The organism is Halobacterium noricense, from assembly GCF_021233435.1.
In the GTDB taxonomy this organism is placed as follows: domain Archaea; phylum Halobacteriota; class Halobacteria; order Halobacteriales; family Halobacteriaceae; genus Halobacterium; species Halobacterium noricense.
Genome location: NZ_CP089468.1, coordinates 1,086,080 through 1,113,003, shown reverse-complemented (window position 1 = coordinate 1,113,003; position 26,924 = coordinate 1,086,080). Strand labels below are relative to the sequence as shown.

At 67.1% G+C, this 26,924-nt stretch carries 25 protein-coding genes, 1 pseudogene and 1 CRISPR repeat array (1 of these 27 cut by a window edge); of the genes and pseudogenes, 13 read left to right on the top strand and 13 right to left on the bottom strand.

Going from position 1 to position 26,924, the window contains the following annotated elements:
• Positions 1-32: 32 nt before the first annotated feature.
• From LT974_RS06120 to LT974_RS06090, 7 genes are all read right to left on the bottom strand, one after another.
• Positions 33-317, bottom strand: a complete 285-nt coding sequence (locus tag LT974_RS06120) for a type II toxin-antitoxin system RelE family toxin (RefSeq protein ID WP_232589822.1) — start codon at positions 315-317, stop codon at positions 33-35.
• Positions 310-591 (bottom strand): ribbon-helix-helix domain-containing protein, encoded by a 282-nt coding sequence (locus tag LT974_RS06115; RefSeq protein WP_232589819.1) that lies wholly within the window; start codon positions 589-591, stop codon positions 310-312. Before LT974_RS06115 ends, LT974_RS06120 begins: the two co-directional genes overlap by 8 nt.
• 230 nt (positions 592-821) lie before the next feature.
• Positions 822-2,153, bottom strand: a complete 1,332-nt coding sequence (locus tag LT974_RS06110) for a glutamate-5-semialdehyde dehydrogenase (protein ID WP_232589818.1) — start codon at positions 2,151-2,153, stop codon at positions 822-824.
• The gene (gene proB, locus LT974_RS06105; protein ID WP_232589817.1) at positions 2,146-2,994 is read right to left on the bottom strand and encodes a glutamate 5-kinase; all 849 of its coding nucleotides are present in this window, start codon (positions 2,992-2,994) and stop codon (positions 2,146-2,148) included. The genes LT974_RS06110 and proB overlap by 8 nt, the downstream gene beginning before the upstream one ends.
• The gene (gene proC / locus LT974_RS06100) at positions 2,987-3,763 is read right to left on the bottom strand and encodes a pyrroline-5-carboxylate reductase (RefSeq protein WP_232589816.1); all 777 of its coding nucleotides are present in this window, start codon (positions 3,761-3,763) and stop codon (positions 2,987-2,989) included. The genes proB and proC overlap by 8 nt, the downstream gene beginning before the upstream one ends.
• 87 nt (positions 3,764-3,850) lie before the next feature.
• Positions 3,851-4,891, bottom strand: coding sequence for a hypothetical protein (locus LT974_RS06095; protein WP_232589815.1), 1,041 nt, complete (start codon positions 4,889-4,891; stop codon positions 3,851-3,853).
• Positions 4,891-6,030: a hypothetical protein gene (locus LT974_RS06090; RefSeq protein ID WP_232589814.1), complete on the bottom strand. Its 1,140-nt coding sequence runs from the start codon at positions 6,028-6,030 to the stop codon at positions 4,891-4,893. Before LT974_RS06090 ends, LT974_RS06095 begins: the two co-directional genes overlap by 1 nt.
• A gap of 165 nt (positions 6,031-6,195) precedes the next feature.
• Here LT974_RS06090 and LT974_RS06085 point away from each other — a divergent pair, with 165 nt between their 5' ends.
• Both LT974_RS06085 and LT974_RS06080 read left to right on the top strand, forming a co-directional pair.
• Positions 6,196-9,576 (top strand): tetratricopeptide repeat protein, encoded by a 3,381-nt coding sequence (locus LT974_RS06085; protein WP_232589813.1) that lies wholly within the window; start codon positions 6,196-6,198, stop codon positions 9,574-9,576.
• A gap of 47 nt (positions 9,577-9,623) precedes the next feature.
• Positions 9,624-10,025 (top strand): DoxX family protein, encoded by a 402-nt coding sequence (locus tag LT974_RS06080; protein WP_232589812.1) that lies wholly within the window; start codon positions 9,624-9,626, stop codon positions 10,023-10,025.
• 5 nt (positions 10,026-10,030) lie between these two features.
• Here LT974_RS06080 and LT974_RS06075 read toward each other — a convergent pair whose 3' ends face one another.
• On the bottom strand, positions 10,031-10,996 hold the full coding sequence (locus LT974_RS06075; RefSeq protein ID WP_232589810.1) for an arsenic resistance protein: 966 nt from the start codon (positions 10,994-10,996) through the stop codon (positions 10,031-10,033).
• 47 nt (positions 10,997-11,043) lie between these two features.
• A pseudogene (locus LT974_RS06070) lies at positions 11,044-11,465 on the bottom strand (Rieske (2Fe-2S) protein).
• A gap of 120 nt (positions 11,466-11,585) precedes the next feature.
• Here LT974_RS06070 and LT974_RS06065 point away from each other — a divergent pair.
• The 8 genes from LT974_RS06065 to LT974_RS06030 are packed head-to-tail and all read left to right on the top strand — an operon-like array spanning position 11,586 to position 15,663.
• The gene (locus tag LT974_RS06065) at positions 11,586-11,789 is read left to right on the top strand and encodes a type II toxin-antitoxin system HicB family antitoxin (RefSeq protein ID WP_232589809.1); all 204 of its coding nucleotides are present in this window, start codon (positions 11,586-11,588) and stop codon (positions 11,787-11,789) included.
• The gene (locus tag LT974_RS06060) at positions 11,790-11,942 is read left to right on the top strand and encodes a type II toxin-antitoxin system HicA family toxin (RefSeq protein WP_232589808.1); all 153 of its coding nucleotides are present in this window, start codon (positions 11,790-11,792) and stop codon (positions 11,940-11,942) included.
• A gap of 37 nt (positions 11,943-11,979) precedes the next feature.
• Positions 11,980-13,053 (top strand): histidinol-phosphate transaminase, encoded by a 1,074-nt coding sequence (hisC, locus tag LT974_RS06055; protein WP_232589807.1) that lies wholly within the window; start codon positions 11,980-11,982, stop codon positions 13,051-13,053.
• Complete coding sequence (locus tag LT974_RS06050) at positions 13,050-13,556, top strand: adenylate kinase family protein (RefSeq protein ID WP_232589806.1); 507 nt, start codon at positions 13,050-13,052, stop codon at positions 13,554-13,556. The genes hisC and LT974_RS06050 overlap by 4 nt, the downstream gene beginning before the upstream one ends.
• A gap of 13 nt (positions 13,557-13,569) precedes the next feature.
• On the top strand, positions 13,570-14,169 hold the full coding sequence (locus LT974_RS06045; protein ID WP_232589805.1) for a CDP-alcohol phosphatidyltransferase family protein: 600 nt from the start codon (positions 13,570-13,572) through the stop codon (positions 14,167-14,169).
• A 48-nt stretch (positions 14,170-14,217) separates the two neighbouring features.
• Entirely contained in the window at positions 14,218-14,751 is a 534-nt protein-coding gene (locus tag LT974_RS06040; RefSeq protein WP_232589804.1) for a multiprotein bridging factor aMBF1, read from the top strand.
• 39 nt (positions 14,752-14,790) lie between these two features.
• Positions 14,791-15,438: a triose-phosphate isomerase gene (gene tpiA / locus LT974_RS06035; protein WP_232589803.1), complete on the top strand. Its 648-nt coding sequence runs from the start codon at positions 14,791-14,793 to the stop codon at positions 15,436-15,438.
• A gap of 42 nt (positions 15,439-15,480) precedes the next feature.
• The gene (locus LT974_RS06030; RefSeq protein WP_232589802.1) at positions 15,481-15,663 is read left to right on the top strand and encodes a hypothetical protein; all 183 of its coding nucleotides are present in this window, start codon (positions 15,481-15,483) and stop codon (positions 15,661-15,663) included.
• Positions 15,664-15,688: 25 nt separating this feature from the next.
• Here the strand turns inward: LT974_RS06030 and LT974_RS06025 are convergent, their stop codons facing one another.
• The 4 genes from LT974_RS06025 to LT974_RS06010 form a co-directional block, all read right to left on the bottom strand.
• The gene (locus tag LT974_RS06025; protein ID WP_232589800.1) at positions 15,689-16,135 is read right to left on the bottom strand and encodes a universal stress protein; all 447 of its coding nucleotides are present in this window, start codon (positions 16,133-16,135) and stop codon (positions 15,689-15,691) included.
• Between the two features lie 64 nt (positions 16,136-16,199).
• Positions 16,200-17,594, bottom strand: coding sequence for a GntP family permease (locus tag LT974_RS06020; protein WP_232589799.1), 1,395 nt, complete (start codon positions 17,592-17,594; stop codon positions 16,200-16,202).
• Between the two features lie 115 nt (positions 17,595-17,709).
• Positions 17,710-18,963 (bottom strand): DNA polymerase IV, encoded by a 1,254-nt coding sequence (dinB, locus tag LT974_RS06015; protein ID WP_232589798.1) that lies wholly within the window; start codon positions 18,961-18,963, stop codon positions 17,710-17,712.
• Between the two features lie 43 nt (positions 18,964-19,006).
• Positions 19,007-19,774, bottom strand: coding sequence for a GTP cyclohydrolase III (locus LT974_RS06010; protein ID WP_232589797.1), 768 nt, complete (start codon positions 19,772-19,774; stop codon positions 19,007-19,009).
• A gap of 135 nt (positions 19,775-19,909) precedes the next feature.
• Between LT974_RS06010 and LT974_RS06005 the strand changes: the two genes are divergently transcribed.
• The 3 genes from LT974_RS06005 to LT974_RS06000 all read left to right on the top strand — a co-directional run bounded on the left by LT974_RS06005 (position 19,910) and on the right by LT974_RS06000 (position 21,820).
• Positions 19,910-20,854, top strand: a complete 945-nt coding sequence (locus LT974_RS06005) for a hypothetical protein (protein ID WP_232589796.1) — start codon at positions 19,910-19,912, stop codon at positions 20,852-20,854.
• Between the two features lie 107 nt (positions 20,855-20,961).
• A complete protein-coding gene (locus LT974_RS17745; RefSeq protein WP_269073546.1) occupies positions 20,962-21,096 on the top strand; it encodes a hypothetical protein in 135 nt (44 codons plus the stop codon).
• 85 nt (positions 21,097-21,181) lie between these two features.
• Positions 21,182-21,820, top strand: coding sequence for a SprT-like domain-containing protein (locus tag LT974_RS06000; RefSeq protein ID WP_232589795.1), 639 nt, complete (start codon positions 21,182-21,184; stop codon positions 21,818-21,820).
• Positions 21,821-22,892: 1,072 nt separating this feature from the next.
• Positions 22,893-26,924: a CRISPR direct-repeat array (repeat unit 30 nt; unit sequence GCTTCAACCGCACTAGCGTTCTGCTGTAAC); it runs 662 nt beyond the window's last position.

Genomic DNA, 26,924 nt, shown 5'->3' with positions numbered 1-26,924 from the left:
TCAGTGTAGAGAACGAACCGCTACGACCCGTCTCAGTCGTCGTCAGCTGTGTATGCGCCGCCACGCCGCTTGATTCGGGCAATAACGAGTCGCTGTTCGTCCTGGCGGAACGTCGCGGCGAGACGGAACCCCCCGACCCGGATTTTCCTGTGCGGGCTGTTTTGCAGCGGTTCGCCGTAATCCGGCGGGTCGCGCCACGGGGAATTGACTATCTCGTCGAGTTTGTCGAGGATTCGGTCTTGCTCAGTCGGTGAGAGCGAGTCGAGGTCGCTTTGCGCCGTCGAGGAGAGTTCCCACGTCCACTCCTCGTCACTCATCGCTCGTTCCGAACGTCTCGCGCGCTTGCTCGGCGTCCATCGTCGTTCCCTCGCGACTATCTGACTCAGCAGCGAGCAGTGCGATGAGTTCGTCGCGGTCGAACGTCGGGTTCTCGACGGCGTCGCGGAGCGTGTATCGAATGAACTCGCTCCGACTGTTGAACCCGCGGCCTTGCCACGCCTCGTCGATTTCGTCGAGGAACGACTGCGTGGCTTTGAAATTCACGGTGACGATTTCGTCCTCTTCGTCCCTTCCCGTGGCTGCTTCGGACATACGGGCGTAATACGTTAGTAATACTGTTAATCGTTTCGCCGGGTTCGACGTCCCGAACCCACCGATGCGTTCGCAGGGCTACCGAGCGGTCGTTGCAGACGTACGCCTGCCCGTGTCGAACGACTCAACCTTCGCCGAAGTGATACCGGGATAGCTGGTAATAGGTGCCCCTACGTACCGAATTCTTCGAATTTCAATTCCATCCTCGATAAAGAGATCGCCGGCTAAAGTTACTCGTCGTGGAGGCGGCCCGGCTGCCACTCCGCGTCGAAGTCCTCGTGGCTGAACGGCACGGCGTCCTCGCCGCTGTACGTCGCCACGAGCTGGCCGTCGCCCTCCAAGTAGTACTTGTACGTCGTCAGGCCTTCGAGACCGACCGGGCCGCGCGCGTGAATTTTGCCCGTCGAGATGCCGACCTCCGCGCCGAGCCCGTAGCGGTAGCCGTCCGCGAACCGCGTCGACGCGTTGTGGAAGACGCTCGCGGCGTCGATACCGCGCATGAACACCGCGGCGGCGTCCTCGTCCTCCGTGAGAATGGACTCCGTGTGCTTCGAGCCGTGCGCGTTGACGTGATCGACGGCGTCGTAGACGTCCTCGACCACCTTGATGGCGAGTTCGAGGTCGCCGTACTCGGTGTCCCAGTCGTCCTCGGTCGCGGGGTCAATATCCACGATTTCGCGGGTGGCCTCGTCACCGCGCAGTTCCACGCCCGCGTCCTCGTAGCGCTCGACCATCCCCGGGAGGAACTCGTCGGCGACGGCCTCGTTCACGAGCAGCGTCTCCACGGCGTTACACACCGCGGGGTACTGGACTTTCGCGTCGAAGGCGACGTCCTCGGCCATCTCGAGGTCGGCGTCGTCGTCCACGTAGACGTGGCAGACGCCTTCCGTGTGGCCGAGCACGGGAATCTGGGTGTTGTCCTGGATGTAGCTGACGAACGCCGAGGACCCCCGCGGCATCACGAGGTCGACCTCGTCGTCCATCTCCAGCAGCCGGTCGACGTCCTCACGGGCCTCGACGAGTTGCGCCCACCCGGTCGGCAGGTCCTCGGTGGCGTCGCGGATGACGTCGTAGAGCACGCGGTTGGACTCGCTGGCCTCGCTGCCGCCCTTCAGGATGACCGCGTTCCCGGACTTCAGGGCGAGCGCCGCAATCTGGACGAGCGCGTCCGGCCGCGACTCGAAGACCGTCGCGACCACGCCGATGGGCACCGCGACCTCGTACAGTTCGAGGTCGTCGTCCAGTTTTCGGGCCTCCAACGTCTCGCCGAGCGGGTCGTCCTGCCCCGCGACGGATTCGACCATCTCCGCGATGTTCTCCAGTTTCGCGTCGTCGAGCTTCAGCCGGTCGACCAGCGCCTGCGTGTACTCGCCGCGTTCGAGCATTTCCTCGGCGGCCTCGACGTCCTTCTCGTTGGCGGCGAGAATCTCGTCCTCGTGGGCGCGAATCGCGTCCACCATCGACTGGAGCGCGTCGTTGCGCGCCGCCTCGTCGACGTTCGCGAGGTCGAGCGCCGCGCGCTGTGCCTCGGTCACCTGGGCGTCGGTGTCGCGTTCACTCATCGTACTCACCATTCGTGGGAACGAATAGCGTGCCGACGGGCTTGGTAGTAGCGATTTTCTCGAGTACGTCGGGCTCCGTGGACTGCGCGATGATGGCGGGGATGTCGTGTTCGGCGGCCGCGCGCGCCCGCTCGACTTTCGTCTGGATGCCGCCGAACTGCTCGGGCGTGCTCTCGCTGACCAGCTGCTGGACCCCGCCGTAGTTATCGCCGACGGACTCGATGCGCTGGGCGGTCTCGTCGTGTTTCGGGTTCGCGGTGTAGACACCCCCGACGTCGGTCAGCGTCACCAGCAGGTCGACGTCCACGCCGATGGCGACCGACGACGACAGCATGTCGTTGTCGCCGATGCGAATCTCCTCGGTGGCGACCGCGTCGTTCTCGTTGATGATGGGGACGATGCCCCAGTCGAGCAGCGTCTCGATGGTGTTGCGGGTGTTCGTGAACCGCTCGGGGTTCGAGAGGTCGTGCTCGGTCAACAACAGCTGGGCGATCTTCTGGTCGTAGCGGTCGAAGCTCTCCGTGTAGTGGCGCATCAGGTGGCTCTGCCCGACCGTGGCCAGCGCCTGACTCTCCTCGACGGTCTCGACGTCGTGGTCGACGCGCCCCGTCCCGGCCCCGACCGCGCCCGAGGAAACGAGTAGGACGTCCTTCCCGCGCTCGCGGAGGTCCATGATGTCGTCGACGAGCTTGTCCAACTTCTCGCGGTCGAGGCGCGACTGGTCGTCGGTCAGCGAGTTCGTCCCCGCCTTCACGACGACGCGCTGGGCGTCCGTCGCACGCTGGCGCGCGCGCTCGACGGCTTCGGTGTCCGCCGCGTTCGTCTGCACCTGCTCACTCATCCTCGAACTCCTCCGCGAGCTCCCGAGAGCGTCGCTCTGCCGCCTCGACGGCCGCTCGCACGGCCTCGTCGGCGTCGCTGTCCCACAGCACGTCCATGCCCTCGATGGTCGTCCCCTTCGGCGAGCAGACCGCGTCGATGAGTTCGTCGACGCTGCGCTCGTCCTGGAGCACCGTCTCGGCAGCCCCCTTGAACGTCTGGGCGGCGAGCGTCTCCGCCTGCTCGGCGTCCAGCCCAGCGTCCACGCCGGCTTCCTTCATCGCCTCGATGAGGTAGAACGCGAACGCCGGGCCGCTGCCGTTGACCGCGGTCGCGACGTCCATCTGCTCCTCGTCCACGACGACGAACTCCCCGAGGTCGTCGAGGAGCGCGCGCACGTCGTCAGTAATGCCTTCTCGTGTGGCCGCGGCGGCCATGTCCCGCGTCTCCGCAGCGAGGTTCGGCATGGTTCGCACGACGTTGGCGTCCGTCTGCGCGGCGACGAAGTCCCGGGGGACGCCCGCCGCGAGCGTAATCAGGGTCTGGTCGGCGCGCAGGTCGAGGTCGTCGAGGACCGCCGCGGCGACGCTGGGCTTCACCGCGAGCACGACGATGTCCGCGTCCCGCGCCGCCGCGCTGTCCGTCGTGGTCTCGTCCGCGGCGTCCGCCACGCCTTCGAGCGCGTCGGGGTCGAGGTCGATTGCCGTCACTTCGTAGCCGCCCGCCTTCGAGAGGCCTCGTACGAACGCCCCGCCCATGTTTCCGCAGCCGATGACGCTGACGTGTTTCATCTTACCCCTACAGAGGGGACTGGGGGTCATACCGTCTACGCTTCCGACACCGGCGGCGACCCCGAACGGGCGGGGTCGAACGCGCGCTCAGAGGACGAAGTAGTAGTAGCCCGCGCCCGCGGCGAGGAGGAGCGAGACGACGACCGGGATGAGACGCCGCGTCGTCGACTTCGGGTAGCCGTGGCTGTGGAGGTTGCGCCCGACCTCGTAGAGGGCGTAGTCGTCGCCACCGTACTCGTAGGTGACTTTCGTGACCGGTACCGCGCGCTGCTCCACCTCGTGCTCGACGGTCGCGGAGCCGTCGTCGCCCGCTCGGCTCGGCGTCTGGCGGACCGTCTTGTCGAGGCGGTCGCCGTCGACCTCCGCGAACCACTCGCTGTCCGCCCCCCGCAAGTCGTCGACCGAGAACGAGGACGACGGCTCGAATTCGAGCGTCCCCCGCGTCGTCTCGTAGAGTTCCCCCGCGCCGCTGCACCGGCTACACGGAACTTCCCCCGTTCCCGCGCAGTCCGGACACGTGACCTCACCAGCGCCGTTGCAGCGCGCACACCGCTGGTTGCCCGCCCCGCTGCACGCCTGACAGACCGTCTCTCCCGCGCCGCTGCACCGGCGACACGTCGCGTCGCCGGACTCCCCCGTGCCGTTGCAGTCCCGGCACGTCTGCGTGCCGTTGCCCGAACACTCCCCGCAGTCGGTCGTCCCGTCGCCCCCGCAGTCGTCGCATTGCACGACGGCGCGCTGGTCGCAGGTGCTACACCCCTCCTTCCCGCTACCCCCACAGCCGGTACACCGGACGAGCGACGCCCCCTCGAAGTCCGCGAAGGCGACGGTCTTCTCCTCGAAGCCGTCCGGCGCGTGGTCGTAGCGCTCGTCTATCGGCACCGCGTCCCCCCGCGACGGTGCCTCCGACGGCGGCACCGAACTTTGCCGCTGCGACTCGGTCACCGTGAGCGTGCGCTCGATTTCCTTCATGGCGTCCCACTTCTGGACGTCCCGGATGGACGCCTTTGCCGGGAGGTCGTCGGCGACGCTCCAACTCTCGGTGTACTGTTCGAGGAGATCACGGCCGACCTGCTCGGCCGCTCCCGCCGTGCTCCCGCCGAGCGCGTCGCTGGCGTTCGACGACATCACGACGCCTCCACGTCGAGAGTCTCCAGTATCTCGATGTCCCGTTCGAGGTCGTGGGCCTCCCGCGCGACGTCCGCGGCACCGACCTCGGGCATCATTTCGTTGCCGAAGTAGACGCGTTCGGGCGCGTACCCGCCGCCTAGTTCGGCGGCCATCGAATCCGCGCTCGTGAACGTGGCCGCCAGTTGCATGGTCAGGTCGGCACCCGAACGCCCCTCGCTGCCGAACCCGGAGACGAGCACGCGGTGGACCTCGCTCGTCGAGTAGCCGGCTTCGAGGACGAACTCGGTGGCAAACGACTCCGCGACCGACGAAATGTCCGCGAGCAGGTCGATGAAGTGTTCGGTGCCGACGCGGGCGTGCACGCGTTCGCCGCCGATTTCGACGGTGCCGGACGCCGAGTCGGTGTCCGGGTCGAAGGCCTCGCGGACGAGCGGGTGCAGCGCCGCCGTCGTCGAGAGGTCGACTTCCTCCTCGGGGATTCCCATGCCGACGAGCGCGTTCTGCGCCGCCGTTTCGAGCAAGTCCACGAGGCCGGCTTCGACGCTGTCGCGGGCGCGCACTCGGACGCGGCCCTCGTCGAGGTTGACCGCTGCCAGCGTCACGGTGACTTCCCAGAGCCCGACGTCGACCACCACGATGGGGTGGCTGCCGTACTCCTCGTTGTTGACTTCGTAGTCCACGGCACCGATGACGCTGGTGGCGACGTCGTGTGAGACGACCTGTCGGACGTCGAACCCGCTGTCCTCGACGTGTTGGCGGATGCTCAGTTCCGCGCTGTCGGCGTAGTCGGCTGGAATCGACACGACGGTGTCGCCGTCCCAGCCGTCCGCGTCGATGGCGTCGTGGAGTTGCGTGAGCCGCTGCCCGAAGCCGTCGCCGACGGTCACCGTCCGCCCGAACTCGCCGTTGTCCTCGGTTTGCAGTATCGGCCCCGCGGGCCCGGCCAGCGCGGTAATCGTCTCCGCGAGCCCCGACGGCTGCGTGCTGCCGACGGTGTCGACGAGCGGTACGAACTCGCCGTCGGCCGGGCTGCTGAGCGAGCGGTCCGTGCAGGACATCGTCGAAATCCGGAGCCCGTAGTCGTCGACTGCGATGCCGCAGACGCGGTCGTCCGGCGAACTACTGAACAGTCCCATAAGCGACCGACAGTTGCGACGCAGCCATCGTTAGCTCACGCACCGACGCAGTTCGTCACGCCGTGACGAACGTCGAACCGGGAGGCGTCGCCGGGCGCATACGCCCGCAGTCGTGTTCGATTAATCACAAAAATATTCAACTAATCATCCACCGAGGATGGTGTTATGACCGACCGCGACGACCATCTCGACGTCGAGATGCTCCGGGAAGTCGTCGCGAAGCGGCGGGCGTTCCTCGCGGCGCTCGCCGAGCAACCCCAGTACAAACGCGACCTCATCGACGAACTCGACGCGTCGCGCTCGACAGTCGACCGCGCGGTCGCCGAACTCGTCGACTTCGACCTCGTGGAGACCGCCGACGGCCGCTACCGGACGACGCGGGCGGGCGAATTCGCGCTCGAACGCCACGACGCCTACCGCACGGAACTCCGGGACGTCGCCGCGAACGCCGACGTGCTCGGGGCACTCCCCGAGGAAGTTACGCTCGACGCGTCCGTCGTCGCGAACGCCGACGTCCACCTCACCGACCACGACCGCCAGCGCCCGCTCTCGCTGGTCGGGGACGCGGTCCGGGAGGCGACCGCCGTCGACGCCGTCCTCCCGCGCCTCGCTGACTCCCGGATGCTGGACGCGTACCGCTCGCAGGGGCGGCGGCCCGACACCAGTTCGCGTATCGTCCTTTCGGCACCGCTGGCGGCCACGCTCCGGGAGCGGTTCCCCGCACACCTCCACGACATCGCGACCGCGGACGGCACGAGAGTGTACAACGGCGACCTGCCGCCGCTCGGCGTCGTACACGTACAGGGCGACGTTGACGCCGTCTACGTCGTCGCGTACGCGGACTCGGGCGGCATCGCAGCTATCTTCGAGCACACGACCAGCGACGCCGTCGAGTGGGCGGCCGAGCGCGTCGCCGACCACGTCGCGGCCGCGACCGACTGCACCGAGGACTTCGCCCAACTCCCGGACGCGGCCACCGACGCCGCCAACGCCGAACGGAGCGACCCCGACGACAGGCTCCCACGCGAGGTCGAATCCGCGGGGTTCGTCGAGGTGACCGACGCCCTGCTCGAACGCCGCGGGCACGCGCCCCTGCTGGTCTCGTGGCGGACCGGCATCTCCCTCGGCGGCGTCACCGCCGGCCACGCCATTCCGCGCCGGCGGACGCGAGACGACGGCACCACAGTCGATGCGGCGAGTGAACTCCACGACCGCCTCCGTGACGGACGGGACACGGTGGTCGTCGGCGAACCCGGCTCCGGGAAGAGCACGCTCTGCAAGCAGGTGGCCGCGCGCTGGCACGACCACGACCCGGTGCTCTACCGCGCGGCCGCCGGCGGCGACGAGTTCGACGCCGTCGTCGCGCTCGAACGCCACCTCGAAGCGCGCGACGGGCACGTGCTCGTCGTCGTCGAGGATGTCGTGGGAGAAGACGCGAACGCGGCGCTCCGGCTCGCGCGCGAGTTCGCGGGTGCCGACGACGTCACGTTCCTCTTCGACGCCCGGGAGCGCGAGTGGACGCAGTTCGCGGACCGCGAATCGTGGCGCGAGACGACCGGCCTCCACGAGTACGCCGTCCCCGAGTTGACCGTCGCGGAGTGCGAGCGCCTGCTCGACCGCGCCAGCGACCGCGTCGGCACCGAGTTCGCGCTCGACGCGGGGGAGCTGTACGAGGCGGTCCACGACGCGGCCGGCAGTGAACGCGGCGCATTCTACGTCGCCATCCACCACGTCGCTCGGCTGGCCGACCCGCTCGGCGTCTCCGGGAGCGGCCCCGCGACGACGCTGTCGGCGTCCGCTCGCGAGACTTTCGACCGGCTCCGGTCGCGCGGACAGACCGCGCTCGACGTCGGCGTGCTCGTGAACCTCCTGAACGTCTGTGTCGTCCCCGTGTGGCCGTCGCTGGTGTACGCAGCCGGCGACGAGGAGTTCGTCGACGACGCGCTCGGCGTGCTCGACGGCGTCGCGCTGTTCGGGTCCGCCGCGGCGGACGGCCTCGACGCCGTTCCGAACACCGTCCACGAGACGTGGTCGTTCGCGTTCCTCGACCACGTCGTCGACCAGCTCGGCGAGCACGCGACCCAGGAGGCCGTCGGCCGAGGACTGAGCGCCGCACTCGACCTCGCGGCGTCCCCGGAACTGCGTGACGCACTCCGCACTCGCGCCGACGGCCACCGCCCGCTGCTGGACCGGTTGGACGACGACGGACGCGGCTGGCGCGAGCAGTTCGTCGCGGACATCTTCGACGGGCTCGGCAACCGGCCGCGACTCGCCCCGCTCGTCGGTGAGGACGTGCTCGCGGAGGTCCCCGAACAGATTCAGCCGCTACGACGGTACCGGTGGGCGGGCGACCTCGCGCTCGACGCGGGCAACCCCGAGCGCGCAATCGACGTCTTCGAACGCCTCCACGAGGCAGCGTCCGCGCGCGGGAGCGTCGAACACGAGGCTGCGGCGGAGCGCGGCCTCGGGCGAGCCGCCAAACAGCAGTCCCGGTACGACGACGCGGCGGCGCGGCTGGCGGCGGCGCTCGCGCTCGCCGTGCGTGGCGACGAACGGGAGCTGGTCTTCGAATGCTTGCTCCAGTTGGGCTCGGTCTCCGAGAAGCGCGGGGCGTTCGACGAGGCCGAGAAACAGTACGAGGCCGCCCACGACTACGCCCGGAGTCTCGACGACGAGTTCGCGGAAGCGAGGGCGCTGCACAACCTCGGCAACGCGGCGCACAGCCGCAGCGACTTCGACGCGGCCGCCGACTACGCGCGCCGCGCGCTCGACAGCTACCAGCGCCACGACGAGCGCCTCTGGGAGGCGAAAGTCCGCTCGAACCTCGGCAACGCGCTGACCCGAACGGGCGACGACGACGAGGCGGAAGCCCAGTACCGCCGCGCGCTCGACATCGACACCGAACTCGGCCGCGACCCCGGCATCGCGGGCGCGCTGACGAACCTCGGCGACCTCGAACGCCTCCGCGGCAACTACGAGCCCGCGCTGACGTACACCGAGCGTGCGGAGTCGCTGTACCGCCGCATCGGCGACGACTACCGGCGTGCCATCTGTCTCAACAACGTCGGCATCGTCAAGAAGAATCAGGGGGACGTCGAGGGCGCGCGCGAAGCCCACGAGGAGGCCTACGAGATTCGGGAGGACATCGGGAACCCGCACGCGCTCGGGATGAGCGAGCACAACCTCGCGGTCTGCGCGCTCGAAGCCGGTGACCTCGAGGAGGCGGCCGCGTACCTCGAGGACTCGATGGCGCACCTCGACGAGGCCGGCAACACGCGCTCGGTCGCAGTGACGCGGACCGTACTCGCGGACGTCCACCAGCGGGAGGGACGCCACGACGCGGCTATCGAGGAACTCGAAATCGCGGTCGAGGCGCTCGCGGCGTGCGGTGACACGAACGCGATGACGGCAGCGCTGGACGAACTCGTCGCGCTCCTCGTCGAGGTCGGCGACGACGCGGCGGCACACGCCCACGCGAAGCGCGCTCGCAGCGTCGCAGCAGGCGAGTTCGACGGCGACGAGCAGTCCTCGCCGGCCGACGACTGACCGCGCCCGAGTCAGACTTTTGGGGCCGCCAGTCGAACAGGTGTCCCATGACTGACGAGGCCACCGAGAACGAGACCCACTCGCTGTCCCGCCTCGGCCGCGTCGCGCTCGGCCTCGGGCTCGCGCTGCAGGCCAGCGAGGACTTCCGCGACATGGACGACACCGTCGAGTACGCCGACTCCGCGGGCGTGCCGATGCCGGACCTCGCCGCGCCGCTCGCGTCGGGCACGATGGTCGCCGCCGGTCTCGGTATCGCGCTCTGGCGACTCCCGAAGCTCGCCACCGGCGCGGCCGCGACGTTCCTCACCGTCGTCACCGCGACGATGCACGACTTCTGGAACGCCGACGCCGAGGACGCCAGCGGCGAGCGCCTCGCGTTCTTCGGGAACCTCGCGATGCTCGGCGGCGTGCTCGTCTTCCTCCGGGAAGCGTACCGGCGCGAGGACTGAACCGACTACCCGTTCTTCGGGAGTAGCCACGCTGGCACGACGCGCGTGAGCGTGACCATCCCCGCGAGTTCGACGAGCGTCTGCGTCACGACGACCGCGGGCGCTAGTTCGTAGCCGGCGGGGAGCGCGAGTGCGAGCGGGAGCACGACCAGCGAGTTTCGCGTCACCGACGTGAACACGAGCGCGCGCCCCTCACCGACGCCCAATTCGAGCAGGCCCACGGCCACACGCGCGAGCAGCGGCACGACGACGAGGAACGCGACGTAGACGGGGACGACGGCCGCGACCTGGTCGATGGAACTGCGGACGCGCGGGAACTGCGAAGCAACGACGACGAACAGCGTCGCGGCCATCATCGGCACGGGCAGCCACCCCATCGCTGCCTGCCACTGGCAACCAGCCGCGGAGCGTTCCGCCCACGCTTCGGTGAGCCACGCCAGCGTCAACGGCAACGCGATGAGGAGCAGGAACGCCTCGACGAACGGCCCTGCTTCGACGACCTCCGCGACGCGCGGCCCCACGAACAGCCAGAGGTACACCGGGAGCAACAGGAGTTGCACGAGCATCAGCGCGGGCGTCGTCGCGGTCAACTGCTCCGCGTCGCCGCCCGCGAGCTTCGTGAACGGGACGACGTAGTCGATGCACGGCGTCAACAGCACCATCAGCGCCCCGACGAGCACGACCGGTTCCTGCGGGAGCACGCGCGTGAGTACCCAAACGACGACGGGGACGACGAGGAAGTTCATCGCGAGCGCCGCGCCCACGAAGCGCGTGTTCGTGAACGCGCGACGGAGCCGCACGAACGGGATTTCGAGGAACGTCACGTACAGCAGCACGGCCAACACGGGGTCGATAATGTGTTCGACGGCCCGCGCGGCGGCTGGGCGGCTCGCGGCGACACTGACGGCGAGCGCGACGGCGACCGCGTAGACGCCGACCTGGCGGCGCTGCAGCCACTCCTTCCCACTCATGTACGAGTCCGTTCTTGCGGACGGGCTAAAAGGTGCGCGTCCCGCCCTCAGAACCGGAGGTGCGAGGTCGAACTCGGGCCGCCGTCGTCTTTGTCGTCCTGTTTCAGCCCGTCGTGGAGGTAGCGCACGTCGTCGTCCGTGAGGTACACTTGGCCGTCCTCGACGGTCACGTCCACGTCGACGAGCGTCGTGTCCGCGGCTTCGCCGTTGTCGCAGTGGCCGCTGCACGCGTCGAACATCGACCCGTGCTTCGGGCAGACGACCTCGCCGTTCCGCACGACCGCGCCGACGCCCTCGCGGTAGAGCCACTGGGCCTCGTGCGTGCAGCGGTTCACCACGCCTCCACGCCGTCCCCGCAGGGCACCAACAGCACTTCCTCGTCGCCGCCGTGCTCGTCCCGCACCGTGAACACCCAGCCGCCCTCCTCGTGAACGTCTGCGACGCTCGTCACGCGATAGCGACTCGTCATAGCCTGACAGGCGGCGGCGACCCCGTTAGTTCTCACGGTCGCGGCGGCGAGCGGGAATTCAATCAGGCCGAAACCGAACCCGGCCGGAAGTTTATACGCGATACCGACGTACGAGCAGGTATGAGCACGGGACGCGAGATTCGCCTCGTCGAGGAGGACGACGGCTGGTGGTCCGCCATCGACGAGGACACGGGTGTGGCGAGCCAGGGTGCGACCCGCGAGGAGGCGCTGGCGAATCTCGACGAAGCCGTCGCACTCACGGAGGACGCCCGCGAGGACGAATCGCCGTCACCCGAACCTGACGCGCCGTGGTTCGACGCCTGAATGGGGTCGCACGACTTCTCGGGACGGGAAATCGTCTCCGTCCTGCAGCAGTTCGGCTACCGCCACGACCGAACTCGGGGCGACCACGCGATTCTCAAATACACGCATCCAGAAACCGGTAAAACGACGGGGTATCGGCGGACAACTCCGTGAAGGCAGTCTTAAGGCGCGCCCGCCACTCGACTCGGGCATGGAACTACGGGACCTCTCCGACCACGTGGAGTACCGGGCCGGTCGGGGAATCGAGGAGGTCGCGCGCGAACTCGGGCGCGACCCCGCGGAGTTCGTGAAGCTCTCCTCGAACGAGAACCCCCACGGCCCGAGTCCGAAGGCCGAAGCCGCCATCCGCGAGACCGCTTCGGGGGTCCACCGCTACCCGAAGGCCGTCCACGCCGACCTCACGGCCGCGCTCGCCGACCGGTGGGACGTCGCCGACGAGCAGGTGTGGCTGGCGAACGGCGGCGACGGCGCACTCGACTACCTCGCGCGGGCGACGCTCGCGCCGGGCGACCGCGTACTCGTGCCGACGCCGGGCTTCACGTACTACGGGATGAGCGCGCGCTTCCACCACGGCGAGGTCGCCGAGTACGACGTCCGCACCGAGGACGGATTCGCGCTCACCGCCGAGAGCGTGCTGGACGCGTACGACGGCGAGCGCGTCGTCTACCTGACGAGCCCGCACAACCCGACCGGCCACCGGTTCACGCTGGACGCGGTCGAGGAAGTCGCTGACGAGACCGACGAGGACACGCTCGTCGTCGTGGACGAGGCGTACGGCGAATTCACGGACGCGCCCTCCGCGGTCTCGCTGCTCGACGAACGCGACGACGTCGCGGTGCTGCGGACGTTCTCGAAGGCGTACGGGCTCGCGGGCATCCGCCTCGGGTACGCCGTCACACCGCAGGCGTGGGCGGACGCGTACGCTCGCGTGCAGACGCCGTTCGCCGCGAGCGCCATCGCGTGCCGGGCGGGCACCGCCGCGCTTGACGACGACGAGCACGTCGAGCAGACCGTCGACAGCGTCGAGTGGTCGCGGCAGTACATGTACGACGAACTCGATGCGCGGACGTACGAGAGCCACGGGAACTTCGTGCTCGCGAACGTCGGCGACGCCACCGAGGTCGCGGACGCCGCCAAGCGCGAGGGCGTCCTGATTCGGGACTGTTCCAGCTTCGGGCTCCCCGAACACGTCCGCATCACCTGCGGCACCCGCGAGGAGACCGAGCGCGCGGTCGCCGTGCTCAACGAGGTGCTCGCGGAATGAGAGTCGCCGTCACCGGGACGCCGGGCACCGGGAAGACGACCGCCACCGAGCACCTCGACACCGGCCTCGACATCGTCCACCTCAACGACGTCATCCAGGCGGAAGACCTCTACACGGAGGTCGACGAAGCCCGCGACAGCAAGGTCGCGGACCTCGACGCCGTCCGCGACTGGCTGGAGGGGCGCGAGGACGTGCTCGTGGAGTCGCACCTCTCGCACCTGCTGGACGCGGACCGCGTGGTCGTGCTGCGGTGCGCACCCGGCGAACTGGAGCGCCGCCTCATCGAGCGCGGCGAACCCGCCGAGAAAGCCGAGGAGAACGCCGAGAGCGAAGCGCTGGATGTTATCCTCTCGGAGGCCGTCCGCGACCACGGGAAGCCCAACGTCTACGAAATCGACACCACCGACCGCGACCCGGAGGCGGTCGCCGACGACGTCGCGGCCGTGCTCGCGGGCGAACGCGACCCCTCCGCGGGCGAGGTGGACTTCACGGAGTACCTATGACGGGTGACCGCGCGTGACGCTCGACACCTACCGCGACCTCGCGACGCGGCTGATGCGGCCGTGGGTGCGCGCGGCGGTGCGCGTCGGCGCGACCCCGAACGCGGTCAGCGTCGTCGCGTTCCTGTTCGCGGTCGCGGCCGCCGCCGTGTTCTACGTCGCGTCGCCGTCGATGTACGCGGTCGGCGCGCTCTGCGTCGTCGTCAACGGCTGGCTGGACCTCCTCGACGGCGCGCTCGCGCGGGAACTCGGCACGGACTCGGTGGCGGGCGACCTCCTCGACCACGTCCTCGACCGGTACGCCGACGTGGTCATCGTCGCCGGGCTCGCCGCCGGTATCGGCCGCTACGACCTCGGGCTCGCCGCCGTCACGGGCGTGCTGCTCACGTCGTACCTCGGCACGCAAGCGCAAGCCGTCGGCCTCGACCGCGTGTACGGCGGCCTACTCGGGCGCGCGGACCGCCTCGCGCTCGTCGGAATCACCGGTGGACTCTCCGTGTTCATTCCTGCTGCCGGTGGGTTCTCGCTGGTCGCGTGGCTGCTCGCGCTGTTCGCCGTCGTCGGCCACCTCACCGCGATTCAGCGGTTCGTCTCCGCGTGGCGCCAGCTCTCCTGAGGTCCCCGCGGCGTGCCATTTAAGCGTCGTCCGCGGCTACCTGTTGGTATGGCTCAGTGCGAGATGTGTGGCAAGGAGGTCTCGTCCCCGAAGACCGTCAAAATCGAGGGGGCGGAAATCGACGTCTGCGACGACTGTTCGGAGTTCGGAACGACAGTCGAAACGGAGTCCTCCAGCACCACCAGCACGAAGTATTCGACGTCTTCATCTAGTCAGTCCTCGGGCGGCTCTACGTCCTCGTCCAGCGGCGGCTCCTCGGGCGGTCGCCGCCGCCGCGACATGTTCGACGAGATGGAAGAGCTCGCCAGCGACTACGACGACCGCATCCGGAAGGCCCGCGAGACCGAGGGACTCAGCCAGGAGGAACTGGCCGACGACCTCAACGAGAAGGCCAGCGTCATCCGGAAGCTGGAACGCGGCGACAGCCTCCCCAGCGACGACGTCCGCGAGAAGCTCGAGAGCAAGCTCGGCATCTCCCTGACGGAGTCCGGCGGCGAGGCCGACGAGGACTGGTCCTCGGACAGCGACAGCGCGGGGCTGACGCTCGGCGACAAGGTCCGCCGGAAGAGCGACGACAGCTAAACCTACAGTTTTTTCGCGCGGGAGAACGCCGGTGTTGACGTGTTCGTACTCGTCAATCTGAAGGCGTACCCTTGCGACCCGGTCGCGGTCGCGGAGGCCGCCGCCGACGTCGCCGAATCGACAGACACGACCATCGCCGTCGCCCCGCAGCCCGCAGACCTCGCGCGGGTCGCGGAGACGGGCGCGACGACGTACGCCCAGCACGTCAGCCCCGTCGAGCACGGCAGCCACACGGGCAGCGTGCTCGCCGAATCCGTCGCGGACAACGGCGCTGTCGGCACGCTCCTCAACCACTCCGAGCACCGCCGCAAGCTCGCGGACATCGACGACAGCCTCGACGCCGCCGAGCGCGTCGACCTCGACACCGTCGTGTGCGCGAACAACCCCGAGCAGGTCGCGGCCGCCGCCGCGCTCGGCCCCGACGCCGTCGCCGTCGAACCGCCGGAACTCATCGGCACCGGGACGCCCGTCTCGCAGGCCGACCCGGGCATCGTCGAGGACGCGGTCGCGGCCGCCGAGGCCGTCGACCCGAGCGTCGACGTCTACTGTGGTGCCGGCATCAGCACGGGCGACGACCTCGAAGCCGCCCGCGAGTTGGGTGCCAGCGGCGTGCTGCTCGCCAGCGGCGTCGCCAAGGCCGACGACCCGCGTGCAGCCCTCGAAGACCTCGTCGAACCGCTCGCGTAACGCCAGCACGATCCTGAAGACGCAGACGGGCGACCTCCCGGTATGGCTGCCCGCGACCTCGCCCTGTTCGGTATCGCCGTCGTCCTCACCAGCGGCTTCGTCCTCCTCCACGACCGCCTGCGGTACGGCGGCCGCGGCATCGGCTCCACGCCCATCTTCTACCTCGGGCTGTTCGTCGGCCTAGGGCTCGCGCTCCTCGGCACGCTGGTGTCGAGCAGCGACTGACGCGTCGAAAAAGTGCGGTGGGAAGCTACGCGGTCAGGACGGTGACGGGGTCGTCGTAGTCGAGGATGACCTTCTGCGTCGCGTCGCCGAAGATGGCCTTCCCCGTCGGCGAGCGCTTGCGGCCCGCGAGGAAGACGTGGTCGCAGCCGTACTCCGCGGCCGCGTCGAGGGTCTTGCCGGCCTTGTTACCGAGGTAGCCGGCGGTCTCGTACTCGACGTCGAGGTCACCGAGAATCTCGTCGGCGAGGTCCTGCGCGAACTGCGCGGCCCCCGCTTCGGCTTCACCGGGCGAGTAGCTCGCTGAGCCGTTCGGAATCGCTTCCATCGCTTCGCGGCGGCCGCCGTACTCCTCCTCGGTGGTGACGTGAATCACCACGAGGTCGGCGTCGACGCCCGCCGCGAGCGTGCCTGCTTCGTGCAGGAGGTCTTTCGCTGCGTCGGTCGGGTCGATGACTGCGAGTGCGCGGTCCATGAGTGTGTTCTCGTTGTGGGGTGTGATTTGGTTTCGGGACGATGCGACGAGTGCGGCCGGTCGCTTACGCGAGCGGCAGCACCGACGACAGAATCAGCACCGTCACTAGCCCGGTGACGGAGATGACCGTCGTCAGCGCGGTCCACGTTTTCAGCGTCTCCGCCTGCGTGAGGCCGCCGATTTCCTTGACGAGCCAGAAGCCCGAGTCGTTGTACCACGAGCAGATGTTCCCGCCCGCGCCGATGACCATCACGAGGTACGCCGCGCTGACGTCGAGCTGGCCGGCCAGCGGTGCCATGATGCCAGCGGCGGTCAGCATCGCGGCGGTCGCCGAACCCTGTGCGATGCGGACGACAGCGGCGATGAGCCACGCGGTGACGAGCAGGCCGATGCCGAAGTTCTGGAGGAGGTCGGCGATGTACGGGCCGATACCGGAGGCGGCGAGCAGCGCGCCGAACGCGCCACCCATCGCGGTGATGGCCGCGATGTTGCCACCGCTCTTCAGCGCTTCCGTGAGTTCGTCCTCCCAGACGGACCGCGAGAGGCCGGTCCAGCGGAGGTAGGTGACGGCGGCTGCCATCGCGGCGATGGTGAGCGCGACGTTCTTGTCGCCGACGAACGCGATGACCGGCTGGACGGCTTCCAGGACGGGGTACCACTCCTGGAAGGTGTCGACGGCGGTCGCGGAGCCGACGAGTGCGACTGCGAGGAAGATGGGGGCGAGCGCTTCGAGGACGCCGGGGAGGTTCGAGGTCTCGCGCTGAGCGCGCTCCTCCAGTTCCTCGGTGGTGGTGCCCATCGCGTCCCGCAGCGGGATGTCGAGGCGGGCGTTGATCCAGCGGCCGTAGACGAGGCCGGCGGCGATGGCCGCGGGAATCGCGGTGGCGACGCCGACGAGAATCGTGATGCCGAGGTCGACGCCGATCTCGTTCGCGACCGCGAGCGGGCCGGGCGTCGGTGGGACGAACACGTGTGTCGTCGCCGCACCGGCGCCGACCACGACGATGTACAGCGCGTAGTTCTTCCCGACGCGGGCGCGCATCGAGCGGGCCAGCGGTGCCATGAGGTAGAACACGCTGTCGAAGAAGACCGGGATTGCGAGGATGGAACTGCTCCCCCACAGCGCGAGGTCGGAGTTCCCTTCGCCGACCAGCGACTGGAAGCCGCGGACGATGCGCTGGGCGGCCCCGCTCTCCAGCATCGACTTCCCGATGATGGCGGCCATCAGGATGGGGATACCGATGCCGGCCATGCCGTCACCGAAGGCCGTTGCAGTTCTCGTCGCCGCGTCCGCCATCGCGAAGTCGGGGACGAAGACGGCGTTGACGAGGCCGACAGTGAACGCCGCAATAGCTAGCCCGACGAACGCCGGGAGGTCCAACACGACCAGTAACAACACGACCACGGCCAGCCCGGCCGCGAACGTGAGCAGTGGACTGTGTGCGAATTCAATTGCCATCTGTTACGCTTTATCAGGCACCCCCAGCGCCCTAAAAAAGTTTTTATTGGGTTTTCAAGTAATGGTTCGATCGTTGGAGACGGCCACAAACGACGAGGCGCAGGTTGGTTCGCATTCACTCGAAGTCGTCCAGCGAAATCTGACCGTCTCGCTGCCTGTCTCCGGCGCACTCGAGTCCTCGTGTCGAGTCGCTACTCCCGCTCCCGGCGCGGCCGTCGTCTGTGTCGCCGTCACTCTCGAAGCCGTCGAGGCTGGCTTGCTCGCGCTCGGAGAAGTCCAGATTCGAGACGCGCACGCCGACCTTCCGCACGGACTCGCCCTCGAACTCGCCGAGGAGGTCCTGCGTGACGTCGTCCACGAGGCCGGGGTCGTCCACGGGCCCGGGTAGGGACTCGGCGCGCGTGTGGACGTCGAACGGCGGCGTCACCACCTTCACGCCGATGGTGCGGTAGAAAGCGTCCTTCCGGGTGGCGCGGTCCGCGACTGCCTCCGCGAGCGTCGCGACTTGCTCGCGCACGCGCTCGAAGTCGTCGGTCGCGCCGTCGAAGGCGGACTCCCGGGAGAGGCTCTTGGGCTTCCCGCGGGGCTCGACGGGGCGGTTGTCCTCGCCGCGGGCGCGCCGGTAGAGGTCGCGGCCGCGGTCGCCGAACTTGTCGGTGAGTTCGTAAGGGTCCGCGCTGGCGAGGTCGCCCGCGGTCTCGATGCCCATCTCGCGGAGTTCCCGCGCGCGGACCGGGCCGATGCCGTGGACGTCCGCGACGTCGATGGGTGCGAGGAACTTCCGGACGTCGTCGGGCTCGACGACGACGAGGCCGTCGGGCTTGTCGTAGTCGCTGGCGAGCTTCGCGGTGCTCATGTCGGGCGCGACGCCGACACTCGCGGGAACGCCGACCTCGCGGTGGATGCGCTGTTTGACGTGGCGCGCGAACCCGTCGGCGACGTCCCACGCGGTCCGGTCAGTGATGTCGAGGTACGCCTCGTCGATGCTCACCTCGCGGACCGTGTCGCCAAGGTCGTAGAGGATTTCCTTGACCGAACTGCCGACGTCCTGGTAGAAGTCGAGGTCGACGGGCCGGTAGTAGCCCGCGTCCGGGTTGTCGGGATCGTCGGCCTTCCGCGAGAGGTTGTCGAGGGCGGCACCGATGGCTTGCGCGCTCTCGACGCCGTATTCGCGGGCCTCGTAGCTCGCGGTCGCGACCGCGCCGACGGTCTCACCGGGCTCGTAGCCCATGCCGACGACGACGGGTTCGCCGCGTAACTCGGGTTCGCGGCGGCGCTCGCAGGAAGCGTAAAAGCAGTCCATGTCGACGTGCAAGACGATGCGCTCCTCGCGTGCTGGCGCACCTGGGAGTCGCTCGCCGTCGACCATCACGCGTGATTCGGGCGCGACGAGCAAAAAACGGCCGGTCCGGTCAGGGTTCGGGGACGACTTCGACGTCGGTCTCGTGTTCGCGGGCGTCTTCGAGCGCGTGCTTGGCACCCATGCCGGCGTCGTGCGGGGAGACGCCGTGACCGACGCCGACGCGGACGTCGACGCCGGCGGTGTCGTGGACGTGCTCGATGGCCTCCTCGTAGTCCGCGGGCGTGAGGTCCGGGCAGACCGCGATGATGTTGTCGCCGCCGACGAAGAACGAGAGGGAGTCGTGGGCGTCGTGCATGTGCTGCATGAGCGCGGCGTACCCCTGCTCGATGTGGACGAACGACGAGTAGGCGTCGAGTTCGTCGGTGTACGTGCCGGTAGCGTCGACGACGTCGAAGTGCGCGATTTGGACGTCCTCGTCGGTGCGTGCGGTCTCGTCGATGGGCTGGCCGAGGAGTGCTTCGCGGCGGTCGGCGTCCTGCGCGCTGCCCTGTTCCTGGAGGGAAGCGGTCGCCTCGACGAGCGCATCGGCGGGCGACGCACCGGTGCCGATGGAGAGACTGACGGTGACGGGGTAGCGGTTCCGGATGGACTCCTGAATCCGGGCGTGGTCTTCGAGGTCGAGCCCGTTGCTGACCGCGATCATGTTGTCGAAGCGCGTGAAGAAGACGTAGCCGTCCCGCATCCCGAACGCCTGCGAGAGGTCGGCGTAGAGGCGGGACTGCATCGTCTGGAGGTCGACTTCGCGTCGCGGCGATGGCGTCACGGTCCACGGGCCGTAGTTGTCGAGTTGGACGAGGGTGACCTGCGTGTTCGTCACGGTTACCGACACTCGGCCCCGCGGAAGTATATCGGTTGTGGATTGCGTTCCAAAAATGACGGTAAGATGGCGGCAGCGCCTGCCGTCGATTCCCGAATCGAAACCCCCAACCGCCGACTGCAGATAGACAGTTGCGTGCTCGAACTGCGTCGCCGTGCCGGATTCGCCGCGCTGTCGGTTGCACCTGCGGTCCTCCTCGCGGGCGCGGTTACGACGCAGCCCTTCACCGGCGGCGCGACGGCAGCCCGGACCGCCATCGTGCTCGCGGCCGGCGCGGCCGTCGCCGCGGAACGCGACGCCCTCGACGCCGTACGGCTCGCTGCCCCGCTTCACGTCCGCGACGCGGGCGTCACCGTCGCCGCTACTGTGCTCGGTAGCGTCGCGACGTACGCGCTCAGCGTGCACGCCGGCCTCGGCCCCGTGCTCGCCTCCGCAGGCGTCGGGCTCGTTGCCGGGCTCGCCGCCCCGTCCATCGCCGTCGCCGTCTACTGCGGGTCGTTCGTCGGTATGGCGTCGCCCGCGCTCTTCCCCACGTCCGTCGGCGTCGCGACGGGCGGATTCGCTGCGGGCATCGGCCTCGTCACCGCCGACGGCGTCTTCGACGGCGTCGGTGGGAAACTCGGAACCCTCGCGTTTGCGGGCTGTCTCGCTGCCGCCGCCGCGACGACCGCCACCTTCCACTCGGCGACCACACTCCCCACGAGCGTGCTTCTCGTTACCGCGCCTGTCGCCGCCGTGGCGGCCGTCGTGGCGTTTTACCTCCACGCCGAACGCGGCCACAGCACGGTCGTCGCGTCCGCGCTCGTCGGCGTGCTCGCTGTCGCGCTCCGCCCCGCGTTCTCGCTCGCGACGGATGCACCGCTCGCCGCGGTCGCGTTCTGCGCGTCGTTCGTCGGCATGTCCGCGCCGCGGCGCCTCCACGACGGCCGCGTCGTCGCGCTCGCGGGCGCCCTCGCGGCGGTCATCTATCTCCTCACCTCGCGCGTGTTCGGCGGGGCCGGCGGGAAACTCGGCACGACTGCGTTCGTCGCGTGCACGGCCGTCGTCGGCGTCGTCGAAGTCCGCGATCGCCTTCGATAGTTCCCTCGTCGGCACGCGACCGCTCGCTTGCGCCACGACGGTCGCCGCACAGCCTCGCTCGCCGGTCGGCCACAAACCTCGACACCCACGCCGCCGAACGGCCACGTATGCCAGAGTGTCCCGACTGCGGCGGCGAACTCGTCGTCTCGGCCGACAACAGTGATTCCCGCGGTACGACCAACGTTTACGAGTGCAACAGCTGCAACGAGCTGTTCGACGTCGAGGAAATCGAAGCCGACTGAGCGTCCGAGTGCGCCGTTCTGTTCCCGAGGTTTGCCCGCTCGGAGTGATAGTCGCAAGGGCAGCGTTCCTGTCGACCAGCCAGTGGTGAGCACCGGGGCGGTTCGAGGGCGTGGCCTTGAACGCCGACTGCCGACCCACAACGATACTATCCCCGGGGCACAATTCACGCCCGACCTACTGATGATGTCCGGGACGCCGACGCTGGAGACGGACTTCTACGCGGTCGACCGAGACGTCTCCGTCCCGGAGTTCCTCGCAGTCGCGAAAGTGTACGCCCGGGACGTCGTCGACGCCTACGACCTCGCGGTGACCGTGAGCGCGCTGGAGTGGGAGGTCAGCAAGCGCGCGAAGCGCCGCGCCGGCGCGGTCAAATACCACGGCGAGCACCCCGAAACCGTCTCGCTAACCTGGGAGTACTTCCAGGAGCACGGCTGGGGTGCCACCGCCGACGTCGTCCGTCACGAACTGATTCACGTCCACCTGCTGAACGAAGCGGGCGACGCCAGCCACGGCGAGGCGTTCCGCGAACTCGCGACCGAACTCCGGACGTCCGTCACCTGCAAGCACTTCGCCGACCCGAACTGGTGGGTCGTCTGTGAATCCTGTGGGAGCGAGATGGCGCGCTACCGGAAATCCAAGCTCGTGAAGAATTCCGAGGAGTATCGGTGTGGCGGGTGTGGTGGGAGTCTGTACGCTCGGGAAGCAAGGGAAGGGGCGGAGTGAACCACCCCGCCCTCAGCGAGGCCGTCAGGCCGAGCAGGGCGCGGTTTCCTGCTTCCACGACGCGATTTGCAGATACAGGTGTATCCACAAAGAGTGCAGTCTCCACAGGCATTAATTCGGAGTGTCCCACTCCTAGTGCGCGACGGGATAATTCCGTGGGACAACGCACGCTTCTTGTTGCGTTTGAACGCTGTCCGTGTCCGTCAGCTTCGCAAGGATCGAGTCGAAGCCGACATGTCGGAACGCCCATCTTGGCAGTTTGTTCGGCGTTTGACAATATAAATGCTTGCGTGGGCCTGCCGGCGGTGTTCAGATAAGCAGTTTCCAGCAGCAGAGTTGTGGGGAACAGCTGAAAGCCCTCGGCTGTCTCGACTGTCGGGAGACTCGCAGTGCTCGTCTCCCGTGGTCTCGTTCGTTGCACTCACGACACTCCCGCGGCTCGCTGTCGCCGACGGGCATAGCCCGCCGGCTGCCTGAGGGAGCTTGCTCCCTCTCTGTCGCCGAAAGAGCGCACAGCGCTCTTTCGAGAGCAGGCGAACGCGAAGCGTTCGCCGCCCTCGCGAATTGCGACGAGAGACGCTCCGCGTCTCTCGGACCACGCGCGTTCGCTCCCGGTGGTCGCTCACGTGCTTACTTCGTCCTCAGAACCCGTCGGGTTCTGATGGGCGCGGAAGACGCGCCGCGTCTTCCGAACGCCGGGGTTCGTCGAGTGGGCGGTCGGCTGCACCGACCGCCGCAAAACGTGGCGGCGAAGCCGCCACGCGCGCCTCGCCCTTTCAATCCGCCGGAAATCGGCTGTATCGGCGAGCACATCAAGCCAGTTTCAGTCCTTATCTGAACACCGCCGGCCTGCCGACGCACAGTATCGGAAAGGTGATGACGGCGTTGATGAAACGCTTCGCGTCTCGTTCGCACACCAGAAATCTTCGATTTCTGGGGACGCTGTATCCCCACCCTACTGCGGTCCGTGTCCGCTTGCGCGGACTGCGGTACTCGTTGAGGGTGGGGGCTTAGCTCCTGTATTCAGCTAAACTGAACCCGAAATCAACGTTGAGGTCGCGTCTTTTCCTCGGCCTCAACCGCACTAGCGTTCTGCTGTAACCGGCTGAAAGGGGTCGTTGGTCGGTTATCGCTGGTAGCTTCAACCGCACTAGCGTTCTGCTGTAACGCGGGTCCGTCGTACGAGCAGTCGTCGTCGTGGAGGCTTCAACCGCACTAGCGTTCTGCTGTAACCGGGTCACGGCGTTAGACGGGCGGGGCGATGCCGAGTGCTTCAACCGCACTAGCGTTCTGCTGTAACGGGTATATTCGTCACGGCTTCCAGCGAGCCTTAAGAGAGCTTCAACCGCACTAGCGTTCTGCTGTAACCTTTCCCGGACATGCGCGGCGACGAGCGCGACGGGCTTCAACCGCACTAGCGTTCTGCTGTAACTCGTTGAGTGTTCTCGGACACCCCCGGTTCGCGAGTGCTTCAACCGCACTAGCGTTCTGCTGTAACCGAGCGACGATGGCGCTACCAGTGAGGTGGCCGACGAGCTTCAACCGCACTAGCGTTCTGCTGTAACGAGGGCTCGTGTGTACGAGTCGAGTATGCGAATCCGCTTCAACCGCACTAGCGTTCTGCTGTAACTCTGGTAATCTTCCCCGTGGGTCGCAGTACAGTTCGGCTTCAACCGCACTAGCGTTCTGCTGTAACGCGGCGACGTCGTATCGAAGGCTGAAATCGTGTGCGGCTTCAACCGCACTAGCGTTCTGCTGTAACGGCCGGAACGACAATTTCCATGCCGTCAAGCCGCCGTCTGCTTCAACCGCACTAGCGTTCTGCTGTAACGTGGGCTGCCGAGAACTCGGGCGCGTCGCTCGGGTCGCTTCAACCGCACTAGCGTTCTGCTGTAACGCGTTTGCTTAGTCCCCGACACTTCGCCGTCTGCGAGCTTCAACCGCACTAGCGTTCTGCTGTAACAACCGCTGAATTGACTCCAGTCGAGCCTACTGGTGGCTTCAACCGCACTAGCGTTCTGCTGTAACTCGGACGTATCAGTGTCACATACGAACACCGTAATGCTTCAACCGCACTAGCGTTCTGCTGTAACAACACCTGCGAGAATGGAAGGAGGAAGTCGATGCCTGCTTCAACCGCACTAGCGTTCTGCTGTAACACTGTTCGACGAGGTCGCCGGCGTCCCCGGTCGCTTGCTTCAACCGCACTAGCGTTCTGCTGTAACATCCGGGCAGGGTTAGTTGCTTGTGACCTTGCCGCTTCAACCGCACTAGCGTTCTGCTGTAACCCGGCGCGAAAATCGAGCTCACGAACGGGTCGCGCTTCAACCGCACTAGCGTTCTGCTGTAACTCGACGTCGTCGGCGTTAGTCTCGACGACGTCCCCGGCTTCAACCGCACTAGCGTTCTGCTGTAACCCGCGAGGACTTCGTCGGCGTCGAACTCGTCGAGGAGCTTCAACCGCACTAGCGTTCTGCTGTAACGGAGGTCACGCTTCGCGTCTCGTTTCTCGCGGTCTGGCTTCAACCGCACTAGCGTTCTGCTGTAACAGGAGTCGTGGAACGGGATGGCGTTGCACGAGCTGGCTTCAACCGCACTAGCGTTCTGCTGTAACCCCGTCCTCGGTTTCCTCGTAGGTCACGAGGTCCGGGCTTCAACCGCACTAGCGTTCTGCTGTAACCTGTCAACACCGGCACTGCCGGCGCGAGTCCCGCGAGGCTTCAACCGCACTAGCGTTCTGCTGTAACAGGAGTCGTGGAACGGGATGGCGTTGCACGAGCTGGCTTCAACCGCACTAGCGTTCTGCTGTAACCCCGTCCTCGGTTTCCTCGTAGGTCACGAGGTCCGGGCTTCAACCGCACTAGCGTTCTGCTGTAACCTGTCAACACCGGCACTGCCGGCGCGAGTCCCGCGAGGCTTCAACCGCACTAGCGTTCTGCTGTAACAGGAGTCGTGGAACGGGATGGCGTTGCACGAGCTGGCTTCAACCGCACTAGCGTTCTGCTGTAACCCCGTCCTCGGTTTCCTCGTAGGTCACGAGGTCCGGGCTTCAACCGCACTAGCGTTCTGCTGTAACCTGTCAACACCGGCACTGCCGGCGCGAGTCCCGCGAGGCTTCAACCGCACTAGCGTTCTGCTGTAACTCCATCACGGAGGCGGGCGACGTCGCCGGGTCGGTCGCTTCAACCGCACTAGCGTTCTGCTGTAACGAGGTCGCCGTGCGTGATGTCGTACGCCGACGGCTTCAACCGCACTAGCGTTCTGCTGTAACTCAGTCGCGGTGGCGTCGATCGACACGTCAGCGTCGCTTCAACCGCACTAGCGTTCTGCTGTAACGAGACGTATTGCGGGCCAGCATCGGATTTATCGACGCTTCAACCGCACTAGCGTTCTGCTGTAACCACCGAGATGGACCGCGAAGGCCCACACACCGCAAGCTTCAACCGCACTAGCGTTCTGCTGTAACACGGACAGGATGGGGGCTGACGGATGCCCCCGGTAACGCTTCAACCGCACTAGCGTTCTGCTGTAACTCGAAGATAGCATTCGTGGCTGCAGTACGATCCCTGCTTCAACCGCACTAGCGTTCTGCTGTAACTGGATTGCGCTGCTGTACATGGAGGTGCGTCAGCTGTGCTTCAACCGCACTAGCGTTCTGCTGTAACGGGGTTCGACCTGAGCCCACCGGATGGCTTCTGGTCGCTTCAACCGCACTAGCGTTCTGCTGTAACCCGGACCGTCGGGTCCGAAGGCGACGCGTTCATCGTGCTTCAACCGCACTAGCGTTCTGCTGTAACGGTCGCTCCGACTCCCGCAACTTGACACGGGCGGGCGCTTCAACCGCACTAGCGTTCTGCTGTAACTCCAGTTCGCCCGCGTCCTCTGGGGATGCGACCTCGCTTCAACCGCACTAGCGTTCTGCTGTAACGGCCTCGGGGTATCGGGCGGCACGGGACAACACGGGCTTCAACCGCACTAGCGTTCTGCTGTAACCGACCGCCGCCCGGCGTCGAGGAGGGGCAGGCGATGGCTTCAACCGCACTAGCGTTCTGCTGTAACCCGCCGAATGCAACAACTACCCCGACAACCCACGCGCTTCAACCGCACTAGCGTTCTGCTGTAACTCAGTGTCGCCGTCGTGGGGGCACCCCAGACTGTGCTTCAACCGCACTAGCGTTCTGCTGTAACCCTTCGCCTCATCATGCCCCGCTTCCGTCGCCATCCGCTTCAACCGCACTAGCGTTCTGCTGTAACCGGGCCGGACCTTGAGCTTACCCCGCTCGTCATCCGCTTCAACCGCACTAGCGTTCTGCTGTAACGAACACAAGGCCGTCGGGCCGCATCGCCATCAAGTCGCTTCAACCGCACTAGCGTTCTGCTGTAACGAGATGTATGAGTGCGTGCGGTGTGGCGCTCGGGTGGCTTCAACCGCACTAGCGTTCTGCTGTAACCACGTCCAGACCCACGGCGAGAGTATCGCCGGGGTCGCTTCAACCGCACTAGCGTTCTGCTGTAACCGATTTGGAGGTCCCCCGTCGTTAGATCCATCTTGCTTCAACCGCACTAGCGTTCTGCTGTAACAAGCGCCACCCCACGGAGTTGTCCCGGGAGTGAGAGGCTTCAACCGCACTAGCGTTCTGCTGTAACTACCACTTCATGCGCTCCGTGAACTCCAATTCCTGGCTTCAACCGCACTAGCGTTCTGCTGTAACGCCCCTCGCCGGGCGGCGTGTTGAAGTTCACAAGCTGCTTCAACCGCACTAGCGTTCTGCTGTAACATCAATATTCCAATCCACGTACACACCGGAGTTCGGGCTTCAACCGCACTAGCGTTCTGCTGTAACCGAACCAGCGCGCACAGGTGACCGCCGCCGAACTCGCTTCAACCGCACTAGCGTTCTGCTGTAACCCCGTGGTAGAGATCGCTATTCGTCGCTTGCGCGGCTTCAACCGCACTAGCGTTCTGCTGTAACCCTATTCCTCGCGGTTCCACGTACTCCCACCGTGCGCTTCAACCGCACTAGCGTTCTGCTGTAACAGACCTACTAGATGCGTGCCCGGTTTGTGATAGTAGTCGCTTCAACCGCACTAGCGTTCTGCTGTA